This is a genomic window from Colwellia sp. PAMC 21821, from assembly GCF_002077175.1.
GTDB lineage: Bacteria > Pseudomonadota > Gammaproteobacteria > Enterobacterales > Alteromonadaceae > Cognaticolwellia.
Map to the genome: position 1 here is coordinate 4,720,403 of NZ_CP014943.1, position 11,516 is coordinate 4,731,918.

The following is an 11,516-nucleotide window of genomic DNA, read 5'->3' on the forward strand; positions in this document are numbered from 1 at the left end:
ATTCTAAGAACGTGTTGAACCTGCCCTAGATAATAATTCTTTAACTAAAAAAATAGCCCACTAACTAAATTAGTGGGCTATTACTGTTTTACTTATAACTTAAGACTGAAAGCTGATAGCTTAAAGCTTAATAATAGTACCATTCACTGGATTCACCATAAACTCAACCAGCTCAACCCCACTGTCTTCAAGCGCACTCTCTGAACTTGATTCGTTACCGGCATCAGCAGCATCAGTTACCATTTGGTCTAGCACAATAGTAAATTGTGTTGGTCCATTTGCATAACCTTTGACACGTAATGTGTAAGTTTCGCCACCAACAACCGTGCTGCCTACTTGCTCTGACGCGCCTAAGTTGCCAGAGGTCGCTAAGACATTACCTTCGCTGTCCAACATAGAGAAGTCAAGGTCTGGATAAGCACCACCTACATCAGTATCTGCACTTAAGGTTGCTACTGCACTTGTTGCACTATTTAATGCGGTAAAGTTAACATCAACATAGTCAACGCCATCAGCAACTAATACATCAGTTGTACCGATTGCGACTAAACCTTTATGCTCAGAAATAGCATGGTAAACCACCTCACGTTCTGCAGCTTCAGAGGTATCATTTGACACTTGGCTACCATTGGCGGCACGTGATTGCCCTTCTATTTTCGCGAATACTTTTGCTTTGAAGGTAAATAATTCAGCTAATGGATTAGCAAAGCTCAAATTACGAGCGCTTGAGTCCATACCTGGTTCTACCGCATCATTGTAAATGAAACGTGCTCTATCACCACGTTGACCACTGCCACCGTTATCAGCATTATTTACTGACACGTTAGGGCTGCTAATCGAAACAATATCAAAGTTGATAGGTCCAAATATCACTTTTGAGCCATTGTTAGTTAAGGTATTGTCAAAAGCAAATTCGCTAAGCGAGAACGTGACATTACTGATGCGTGCTTGTACATCCTTAGTGACATTTCTATTTTTAAGTTTAGTTTTTGCTGTACCTGATAAGTCAGAAAAACCAACTTGGCCAGAAGCATTGGCTTTAATTGCACGTACAACATATTGAAAATCAAATGATTCGATACCTTGACCTGCGCCACGACCAAAACCTTGGCCTTTATCTAAGTAGCTCGGCTCTGTAACAAACTCAACATGGGTATAACCATTTGAAGTTAAATCACCGTCTATATATTCACGGCCAGGAACACCAGCAAATAGACGCGCTGGGCTGCCTCCTTTACGTTTCAATACTTGATAACCAATGACATTATCAACACTATCCCACGTCAAATTAATGCTGTCTTGATTAACAATATCAGCAACAATATTTTGTGGTGTTGCAGGGGCTGCTTGATTAGCAGTAAAATCACTGACTGCGGTTGAAATCATTTGCACGCCGCCAAGTGGAGCTTGGGCATTTTTACCTAATTCACGAGCAGCAAATACGCGTTCAATTATCGCATGGTGCTTACCTAGAGAATTCGCATCAACGGAATTTGCCGGGTATAACATAGCGTCAGCAATTAACATTGCATCACGGGCTTTAACAAAAGTATCTGGCGCACTAACACCTAATACATACATAGAGCCTAAAAAGATACGCTCCCACGTTTCTTTACCTAAGCTAGCCACTTGTGTTGCTTCACCTGTGACAGGATCAGGGCGCACAAAGTCGTTTGCTGGATACATCTCTACCATTAACTCACGTAAATCCCACATTGCACCAGCATAAATCTCACCGTCTCTGTGTACTTCAAAGGTGTTACCACGCGTGCCTAATTGAGAATAACGCAATTGACTTTGGCCACTGCGAATATACTCAAAAGAGTCTGGGTCAACATTACTTGCACGTAAAACATCTCTTAACTTACAAGCATTAACGGGGTAAGTACCTAAATCTGGCGTTTCACCGATAGTATAAGCCCATAAATCCGCTTGACCTTCGTTTAACCCGCCACCTTCTGGACTACCTTCAAAACCAGCAATTGGCGTAATAGTCGCATGTGTACCTTCATGAATTGGCACACTAAAGTCTATTGCTAAGTTATTAAAAAGATTACCGTGACCATAAAACGTTGGGTTAACTACCACTTCTTGACCAGCAACATCTTGTGAAAGTGGAATAGCGAAAGCATTATCTAAGTTTAACAAGTCGTTTAGAAACTCAGGGTCGCTAGGGTCTTGTGGTGCGTCTAAAACATTAGGAATATGCACAACGCCCACCAATGGTGTTGACTCATTTGGATACTGATCCGGGAAGCTACCACTACCAAAACCGCGCGCATGAACCGCATCACCATCTTTGTGTAAGTAATCCAAATATTCTAATAAGTTAGTAATATAAATAAACTGGCTGATGCCATCAAAATGTACTTTTGAGCCGGTGGTATGATCTTTTTCATCTACGCGGCCATAGACTGACGCTTCATCACGATCAAAATAATACGTACCTAAAGCAGCTTGAGCAAACGGTGAGCTTGTTGGTAAGGCACTGCCGATAAGCGCATGTTTACCTGTCAACACACCTTCAACACCAGTAATACGGTTAGTATCATCAAATTTTCTTAATTTAATGCGCAATAAGTCTTGAGGTTTACCGGTTAAGCCGCCGTCTTCATCGATGATTTCACAATTGTCTTGTAATTCTTTCGTAATGGGTGGAAAGGTTGGGAAATAATCAGCATATTGATCGGTAGGTTCATCACCTTCTGCAGTGCGGACCTGATCTTCACGGTAAAGTACGTCGCCAGATTGTGCGTCAATCATGTACTTGAAAACACCAAATGGATTGGTTGAATAGTAATAAAACTGCCAAACCAAACTATGGCCTTCGCCTGTTTGTACAAAACGTAACTCAGGCATTGGGGTTTTAAATACGCCTAATTTCGTGGCAATAGTTTCAAATGCTGGTGTTAATACATCTAATGCCGCCGCAGGAATATCTTTTTGAAATTGTAGTAAATTTTGACTGGCTGCTAAAACTGCAGCGTCGGCAGAAAGTTCAGGTTGGCTAGCAACGTTAAAAGCTTTTTGATACGGGCCCATAACGCCACGAACATTATTGTCTGCATCGATTACAACGCCGACACCATTACCTTCAACTTTAATGCCATTGATCATTTGGTCGAAACGAACAACTTGGCCACCTAAAGCAGATTTTGAACGGTTAGCATTAAATTGTAATTGGTCATTGCCCAAGCCTTCAAAAATATCTTGATGGTCAGCAATAAAATTACGCGCCATATTTTCTGCCGAGTTACCTGAAGTTTTAATGGCCATGCCCGTCATAGCATCAATGGTTCCAGTCATATTGTTCACTGAAACCTGCGCGTTAGGGTTTGACGCTTTAAACTGGTTAATGGCTTGAGCTTGTGTTGTGCTCAATGCCATTAAATTAGTAAACGCGGTATCTTGTAGCTGATTAAGTGTTGGCACGCCAACCATATCAAAATTTAAGATTTTATTTGCTTTTGCACTGTCTGTAATTTCAGCAGCATAAGCGTCGGTGGGTAAAACTGTGAAAGGTGTAGCAAGGGCAAACGCTATAGCGCTAGAGAGTAGTGTAGTTTTCATCTTAATAACCTTTATGTTTTTTGTATCCTTGAACGTGAAGCTAGATATTAATCAACAATATTCACGTTCATGGACACTTTATGGGTAAGAAAGTAGTTCACTCAACCACAGTGCCCATTTTTTCAACAAAGGTTAATCGGGTGTTCCCCTCAGACTAGCTAGGTAAAAACCCCTAGTGTTATTTATTCAAGTTTTCAACATGCTGATATCTTACTATTAACATCTTCCTATATAGTTTCAGGAAAAGTAATCGACTTCTAAAATAAAGTTCAGATAGATGGTTGTAACCTAGTTAATTATTGGTAACTTGACCAAATAGTATTGTTATAGTGACTAAATAAACTCTCAGTATCCGTCATTAAAACGAATAAAACTGGCGCGAATAACGCAGATATAATGGCGATTGCGCTCATCAATCGACAGACACGATATGTTGCTTTCATTTTAAATTCCTTAAATAGTTATTTATCAGTTAAACAATCACTTAAATAAGTCGGTGCTTTATCGGTTGAATAGGTGCTGGTAACTCTGTTACCCCTAAAATCTCTAACAAATTAATTTCAATACCTCGGGATATCGAACTTAACGGTAAGTCGTTAGCGGAAAGACCAAAGGGTTCTTCTAACTCTTCACTTAACGCATCTAAACCAAAAAATGTATAGGCGATTATGGCGCAAAACAACGGGGTGATCAGCCCTATTGAGCCAACAATGCCAAACGGCAATATTAAACAATAGAGGTAGGCGGTACGTTGCACCAGTAGCATATAAGCAAACGGTAGCGGCGTACTTTGAATGCGCTCACAACCCGCTTGCACGGTAGCCATTGAAGTAATATTATCGTCGATAGTTTGGATTAAAAAGTCAGATAATAGGTTTTTATGACGACAAGTACCGAGTTTTTTCCCCATTAAGCGCAGCAGTGCGTCAGGTAAATTCTGTGATTTACGCAGCGCGGCTATATCCTCTGGATTAAGATATTTTTCAATATCACTCCACGGATCAGATTGTCGTAAGTGATGTCTTAAGGCATGGCTAAACGCGATCGTCAGATAAATCATCCGTTGCTGTAATTCAGCACCACCTTTGGCACTTTCATCTACATATGACGTCACCTGGCGGGATAAGCTGCGCGCGTCGATAACCAATTGGCCCCATTGCTTGCGTGCTTCCCACCAACGCTCATAGCTAGCATTGTTTCTAAAACCCAGAAATAACGATAAGGCCACACCTAATAGCGCTAATGGCGATAAGGTAAAAGTCGGAAATATAACCGGATAGTAGTATTGCGCAGCAGCAACCACAGCACCTAACAGGGTAAAAAAGGCGATTTGCCCAAATATAAGCGGCACAACGGAGCCACGTAAAATAAACAACAGTTTAAACGCATTAGGTTTATCTCGAACAATCATGACTGCCTCCGGTTTAACATTAGATTTAGCTTTATTAGGGAGAGATCAAACGTCTGTGCGCTTACTAAGCGAACACCCCCATTAGTAGAACAGTATTTTTAACGAACACGGCATACCAATCTTAGTTATCAGTTTAAGCATTTATCGAGCATTTTGCTGAGCAAGAAATTTCTCGAATGAAATAACATCACTCGCTTCAAGTAATTTCTGCTGTTGTATGGACTCAATCGTCTCTCGCTGCAACTGTGCTTCCATTGCGCTAGATAAACCACGTTCACTGAAATAAGTTTGATGTAGCTTGGCTTGTGCTAGCATTAAGTCGATAAATTCATCACCATTTTCACCCGCGGCCATCATCATAGCTGACGGTGTTAATTCGCTATTTCCGACCTTAGCTATTTGCTCAATTAGGGCTTGGCTGTGCGTTTGGCTTTTATCGTTTATCGCATCAGTAGATTGCCCCTCATGGGCTTTATCGAGTAAATCCGCTATTGGCTGCAACTGTGTCAATAACCCGTTCGCGGCCTTTGTAAATGCAACAGGTTGGCCGTTTTGCGTCAGCATTAATTTAGGATTTCGCCCTTCACGAACAACACGCTGCTGGTTCGCTTTAATTTCATCCGATTCCGTAACGCTCAATGCTGCACTTTCAGACAAAAGGCAATACAACAAAAACACATCGAGAAAGCGGATCTGTTGCGCATCAATACCCACTGGCAAAAATGGATTAGTATCAAGAATACGGACTTCAATGTATTCAACGCCCCGTTCTTTAAGTGCCACTATCGGTTGTTCGCCTGACTGTGTTACGCGCTTAGGGCGAATTTCGCTGTAATATTCATTTTCAATTTGCAGCACATTGCTATTAAGCTGACGATAGCTGCCGTCAACATTAATGCCAATTTTTTCATAAGCAGGGTAACCCTGAGCAATTGCTTTGGTAACATCGTCGACATAATTATCTAAATTGTTATAGCTAACATTTAAATTTGCTTGCGCTTCGCTTTGGTAGCCTAAGTCACTCATTCGAAGCGAAGTGGCAAACGGTAAGCCAAGGGTGTTGTTGCTGAATGTGTCTAACTTATCGGTCTTTTTATCCCCCATAAAGCTATTGTCCAAAGTCGGCGAGGCGCCAAATAAATAGACTAATAACCACGAATGACGACGAAAATTACGGATCAAGTCAAAATAGCGCTGCGATTTAAACGCTTGTACATCGCCTTGTTCACCCCAAACTTGCTGGCAATAAGGCCAAAAGTTATCAGGCATTGAAAAATTATAATGTATGCCCGCTATCGCTTGCATTGTCCGGCCATAACGATACGATAAGCCTAGGCGGTAAACATGCTTCATTTGACCGATATTAGCGCTGCCATATTGGGCAATGGGTATGCTCGCTTCTCCCTCTAGGCGACAGGGCATACTGGCAGGCCAAAGGTATTCATCCGGCATGTGGCGCAAGGTAAAATGATGCAAATCACTCAAGTAGTCGATAGTGTCATCAACTTGCTGACACACAGGCGTGATAAATTCCAGCAACGCTTCCGAGTAATCTGTCGTAATACTCTTGTGCGTTAATGTGGACCCAAGAGCCTCCGGGTGGCCGGTTTGTGCTATCAAAGCTTTTGGTGTAACTCTTAGGCCTTCTTTTTCAATTCCCCGTTGGACCTGGCTTAAAAGTGCTAAGCCATTAGGTGATTTGAGGTGTTGCAAACGAGTTTGTAATAAATCGGACAAGCAGGCTTTCCTTTAAAATAAATCAATCTAGACAGTTGAATCTAATACAGTTGGTTCTAATACAGTTGGTTCTAATACAGTTGGATCTAGCGCTATTTACTTAAGTGCTGCGCATGAAACCGCAAATGTTCTTCAATAAATGATGAGATAAAATAGTAACTGTGATCATAACCTTCGTGAACAGCCAACGCTAACGGGTAATCATTAACTTTTGCTGCGGCTTCTAATGCTTCAGGCTTTAGCTGCTCGCTAAGGAAGTCATCCGCGCCGCCTTGGTCAACTTTAGCGGGAATAAAATGCGTTGCTTTGCGCATTAATTCGCTAGCATCATGATTACGCCACGTTGCTTTGTCTTTGCCCAAATAAGCGGTAAAAGCTTTTTTGCCCCAAGGCGCTTTTACGGGATTACAAATCGGGCTAAACGCCGACATTGAGCTATAACGTTCTGGGTTTAACATGGCAATAGTTAATGCGCCGTGTCCGCCCATTGAATGGCCACTAATAGCACGTTTATTTGATACCGGAAATGAGGCTTCAATAATGGCCGGTAATTCATTCACTACGTAGTCGTACATCTGGTAATGACGATTCCAAGGTGCTTGAGTGGCATTAACATAAAAGCCCGCGCCCATGCCCAAATCATAACCTTCATCATTAGCAACCCCTTCACCACGAGGGCTAGTATCGGGTGCAACAATAGCAATACCTAATTCGGCAGCCATGCGCTGTGCACCGGCTTTTTGCATAAAGTTTTCATCAGTACATGTTAAGCCCGAAAGCCAATACAATACCGGTACTTTTTCGCCATTTGAGGCTTGCGGTGGCAAGTAAATAGCAAAGCGCATCGCGCAATTTAATGTTTTCGATTGATGGCTATATTGCTTGTGCCAACCACCAAAGCTTTTGTTTACACTGATATTCTCTATTGTCATGGTAAAGCCTCAAAAGGATAGAAAAAGCTCTCTTAAGAGAGCTTTTGATTAGTTAACTAAATGCATCTTACTGATCAAAAAGACGCTTATTTATCAAAATGAATAACAGTGCGAATACTTTCGCCTTTGTGCATCAAATCAAACGCTTCATTAATGTCTTCAAGGCCCATGGTATGAGTAATAAAGTCACTTAATTTAAATTCACCGGCTAAATAACGTTCTACGTAATCAGGTAACTCAGTACGCCCTTTAACACCGCCAAATGCTGAGCCTCTCCATACACGACCAGTCACTAATTGGAACGGACGGGTTGAAATTTCTTGGCCTGCACCAGCCACGCCAATCACTACTGATTCACCCCAACCTTTATGACAACACTCTAACGCCGAGCGCATCAAGTTCACGTTACCGACACACTCAAACGAGTAATCAACGCCGCCATCGGTTAATTCAACAATCACGTCTTGAATAGGCTTGTCATAATCTTTCGGATTAATACAATCCGTAGCGCCTAATTTTCTCGCTAACTCAAATTTACTTTCGTTAATATCAATGGCAATAATACGACCTGCTTTTGCCATCGTTGCGCCAATCACCGCTGATAAACCAATACCGCCAAGACCAAAGATAGCAACCGTTGCGCCCTCTTCAACTTTCGCGGTATTCATTACCGCGCCCATACCGGTAGTAACACCACAACCAAGTAAACAAACTTCTTCTAATGGCGCTTCTTTATTGACTTTTGCTAACGAAATTTCTGGTAATACTGTGTATTCAGAAAACGTTGAACAGCCCATATAATGGAAAATTGGCTGACCGTCTTTATAAAAACGTGTAGTGCCATCAGGCATTAAGCCTTTACCTTGGGTTTCACGAATTTTTTGACATAGGTTAGTTTTACCCGATAAACAGAATTTACATTCGCCACACTCTGGTGTGTATAACGGAATAACATGGTCGCCGACTTGCACACTGGTAACACCTTCACCAATTTGCTCAACAATACCACCACCTTCGTGACCTAAAATAACCGGGAAAATGCCTTCTGGATCATCACCTGATAACGTAAATGCATCGGTATGACATACGCCCGAGGCAATCACCTTCACTAATACTTCACCCTTGCGGGGTAACATTACATCGACTTCTTCGATAGATAACGGTTGCTTAGGACCCCAAGCAATAGCGGCTTTAGATTTAATAAATTTATCTGTCATATTTATTCTCACTTTTAATTGTTGATATTTTAATCGTTTCTTACAAAGGCTAACCTCTACTATGAAGCTAGTCTACTCTTCTTACTTAATGATGATAATACACCTAATAGGCAATTCACTTTTACCAGTAGGTAACAATAAAGCAACATTATTACCTATAACGCTTGCTTACGCCTCTTAACACGCTTATTGACTGGCGAGAGACAAAAATTCGTTTCGCTTAATGACTGTGTCCTTGAGAAATATTAATCATGGCAATGCCAATAGCGACTAATGCCATTCCAAGCCATGTTGTTAAGTCTAGATGCTGACGGTAAATAACGGTAGACAATAACGTCACGGTTATAATGGCTAGCCCTGCCCATAACGCATGCACAATACCAATCGGCATACCTTTCATCGCTTGCCCTAAAAACATAAATGCCGCTAAGTGCCCTAATAAGACTAGCGCACTGGCGCCTGGCTTGGTAAAGCCATCGGTTGCTTTTAACGCCACATGAGACATTGCTTCAGCAATAACCCCTAACAAAAGAAATATCCAACTCATCGCTTCGTCCTCTTATATTTTATGTACTGCAATAACTGCGCTAGCAATACGGTAAATTATTTAACTTTGCTTATACTTACTTATACACGTTCCACTTCAAGATGCAGTTTCGGAGCATATTGAGGTGGAGCCGGTATATGCTTTATTTATGTATGAAGTAGGCTTGACCTTTACTTAAGTAAGTCATGGCAAACTTGTTTTGATGCGGCTATTATATTTGTTTCCTACAAGATGATAATATGCTAATTTGTAAAATCACTTGTACATATAGGTAATAATCATGCAATGGGAAGGTATTAGCGAATTTGTTTATGTCGCCGAAAATGAAAGTTTTACCTTGGCTGCAAAGAAAATGGAAATATCAACCGCGCAAGTTAGCCGCCAAATCAGTGCTTTAGAAAAACGCCTTAATATAAAGTTATTTTACCGTACCACGCGCAAAGTCTCTTTAACGGAAGAAGGACGGGTTTTTTATCAACATTGTCGCAGCGTGCTCGATGGCTTAGATGCGGCAGAGCGTGCAATAACTAATTTACAGTCAAAGCCGCAAGGTAAAATTAAATTAACCGCTCCGGTAACCTATGGCGAGCAACGCATATTGCCACTGGTGAATAACTTTATAAAGCGCCATAGCGATGTGGAAGTGTCGGCTTATTTAAGCAACCGACAAATCGATTTATCAGAAGACGGTTATGATTTAGCTATCCGCTTAGGCAAGTTAAGTGACTCGTCAATGATGGCAAAAAAATTAGGCACACGCAGCAACTATGTTTGTGCATCTCCTCAATATCTCGACACCCATGGCATCCCCCACTCTATATCTGAGCTTAGTAAACATAGCTGTTTATTAGGCACACCTGATTATTGGCACTTTAGCGAATTAGGCAAAGAAAAAAGTGTCCGTGTAAAAGGTCGGCTACGCTATAATAATGGCCATTGTTTAACCGATGCGGCTTTGAAAGGCTTAGGCATAGTACAATTACCCGATTATTATATTGAGGAGCATCTACAAAGCGGTAAACTAGTGGCTTTATTAGACAATTACCGAGCTCCTGATGAAGGTATATGGGCGGTCTATCCACAAAATCGTCATTTATCACCGAGAATAAGGTTATTGGTAGACTACTTGGCTGAGCAGCTGCTTTGATGTTATTTATTTCGAGCCAGCACAATTAACTGAGTCAGTCCGTTTTAATGCACAACATCTCCTATAACATGGCGAAAATCAAAGGCGCGTTTATTTTGACAGCAGTTTAATGCTTGGCTATTGCCATATATAGCCAAACATATTCAGCCGTAAATCAACTCACGTAAATTACAATCAGTAGCTTAACTCCGCTGCCTTTGTCTGCATTAGCTATGGCTAATCTTAGTCTATCTGCAGATGACTCAACCGCTATACCTAAATAGTTACCTCAATAGTTACCTAAACAGTTAACTGTTACTATGCAGTAAAAGTAATTTTACATTTGGTGGGATTATAACTTATTAGAAAAGGTATATGATACCTCCATCGAAACGAACCGTAGCGATTTAAAGAAAATCTATCCGCTATATTCGATCAGAAAATAATTCACTTTTACTTTTATAAACGGAGAAATAAAATGAGCGTATTTACTCATGTAACTGTCGGTACTAAAGATTTAAACAAGGCTCGCGCTTTCTACGACAACGTTTTAAGCACTATTGGCCTAAAGCGCATTGCTGATTTAGATGAAAATGGTTCAATCTGGGGCGTAGACGCACCATCGTTCTTTGTTTTAAAGCCAGCGAATGGCCAACCTGCCAGTGTTGGTAATGGCGTTACGGTTAGCTTTGAAGCACCTAATCGTGCAGCTATCGATGCTTTTCACGCAGCGGCTTTAGCGGCTGGTTGTCCTGATGAAGGCGCACCAGGTACTCGCGATTGGGCACCTCATGCTTATGCAGCTTACACGCGTGATTTGGACGGTAACAAACTTGCTGTTTACTGCTTTAAAGCAGCGTAATTTATAATACTAGATCCAGTTGATCTTACATTATAATGACAACGGTCTGTTAGCCATTCTGGCTTTCAGGCCGTTTTCTCATGAATAAGTTATAGACTTTAGGTTATTTTAAAT

The 11,516-nt window shown here is 41.3% G+C and carries 9 protein-coding genes; 2 read left to right on the forward strand and 7 right to left on the reverse strand.

Annotation, left to right across the window (positions count from 1 at the left end):
* Positions 1-120: 120 nt before the first annotated feature.
* From A3Q33_RS19735 to A3Q33_RS19760, 7 genes are all read right to left on the reverse strand, one after another.
* Entirely contained in the window at positions 121-3,570 is a 3,450-nt protein-coding gene (locus A3Q33_RS19735) for a M36 family metallopeptidase (protein ID WP_081181739.1), read from the reverse strand.
* 296 nt (positions 3,571-3,866) lie between these two features.
* On the reverse strand, positions 3,867-4,013 hold the full coding sequence (locus A3Q33_RS20675; protein WP_155866815.1) for a hypothetical protein: 147 nt from the start codon (positions 4,011-4,013) through the stop codon (positions 3,867-3,869).
* Between the two features lie 41 nt (positions 4,014-4,054).
* Complete coding sequence (locus tag A3Q33_RS19740; protein WP_081181741.1) at positions 4,055-4,981, reverse strand: bestrophin family protein; 927 nt, start codon at positions 4,979-4,981, stop codon at positions 4,055-4,057.
* Between the two features lie 141 nt (positions 4,982-5,122).
* Complete coding sequence (gene gshA, locus A3Q33_RS19745; RefSeq protein ID WP_081181744.1) at positions 5,123-6,718, reverse strand: glutamate--cysteine ligase; 1,596 nt, start codon at positions 6,716-6,718, stop codon at positions 5,123-5,125.
* Positions 6,719-6,810: 92 nt separating this feature from the next.
* Entirely contained in the window at positions 6,811-7,650 is an 840-nt protein-coding gene (gene fghA / locus A3Q33_RS19750) for an S-formylglutathione hydrolase (RefSeq protein ID WP_081181747.1), read from the reverse strand.
* Positions 7,651-7,736: 86 nt separating this feature from the next.
* Entirely contained in the window at positions 7,737-8,867 is a 1,131-nt protein-coding gene (locus tag A3Q33_RS19755; RefSeq protein WP_081181749.1) for an S-(hydroxymethyl)glutathione dehydrogenase/class III alcohol dehydrogenase, read from the reverse strand.
* A 220-nt stretch (positions 8,868-9,087) separates the two neighbouring features.
* Positions 9,088-9,414 carry a DMT family transporter gene (locus A3Q33_RS19760; protein WP_081181752.1) on the reverse strand — a complete coding sequence of 109 codons (327 nt, stop codon included), beginning with the start codon at positions 9,412-9,414 and terminating at the stop codon, positions 9,088-9,090.
* A gap of 280 nt (positions 9,415-9,694) precedes the next feature.
* Between A3Q33_RS19760 and A3Q33_RS19765 the strand changes: the two genes are divergently transcribed.
* Positions 9,695-10,561 carry a LysR substrate-binding domain-containing protein gene (locus A3Q33_RS19765; protein WP_081181755.1) on the forward strand — a complete coding sequence of 289 codons (867 nt, stop codon included), beginning with the start codon at positions 9,695-9,697 and terminating at the stop codon, positions 10,559-10,561.
* A 457-nt stretch (positions 10,562-11,018) separates the two neighbouring features.
* Positions 11,019-11,402, forward strand: coding sequence for a VOC family protein (locus A3Q33_RS19770; RefSeq protein ID WP_081181758.1), 384 nt, complete (start codon positions 11,019-11,021; stop codon positions 11,400-11,402).
* Positions 11,403-11,516 lie beyond the last annotated feature (114 nt).

Excerpts from the sequence above, each read along its gene's own strand:
- A3Q33_RS19755 (WP_081181749.1), bottom strand. The coding sequence starts at position 8,867 with ATGACAGATAAATTTATTAAATCTAAAGCCGCTATTGCTTGGGGTCCT.
- A3Q33_RS20675 (WP_155866815.1), bottom strand. The coding sequence starts at position 4,013 with ATGAAAGCAACATATCGTGTCTGTCGATTGATGAGCGCAATCGCCATT.
- A3Q33_RS19765 (WP_081181755.1), top strand. The coding sequence starts at position 9,695 with ATGCAATGGGAAGGTATTAGCGAATTTGTTTATGTCGCCGAAAATGAA.
- A3Q33_RS19760 (WP_081181752.1), bottom strand. The coding sequence starts at position 9,414 with ATGAGTTGGATATTTCTTTTGTTAGGGGTTATTGCTGAAGCAATGTCT.
- A3Q33_RS19735 (WP_081181739.1), bottom strand. The coding sequence starts at position 3,570 with ATGAAAACTACACTACTCTCTAGCGCTATAGCGTTTGCCCTTGCTACA.
- A3Q33_RS19740 (WP_081181741.1), bottom strand. The coding sequence starts at position 4,981 with ATGATTGTTCGAGATAAACCTAATGCGTTTAAACTGTTGTTTATTTTA.
- fghA (WP_081181747.1), bottom strand. The coding sequence starts at position 7,650 with ATGACAATAGAGAATATCAGTGTAAACAAAAGCTTTGGTGGTTGGCAC.
- A3Q33_RS19770 (WP_081181758.1), top strand. The coding sequence starts at position 11,019 with ATGAGCGTATTTACTCATGTAACTGTCGGTACTAAAGATTTAAACAAG.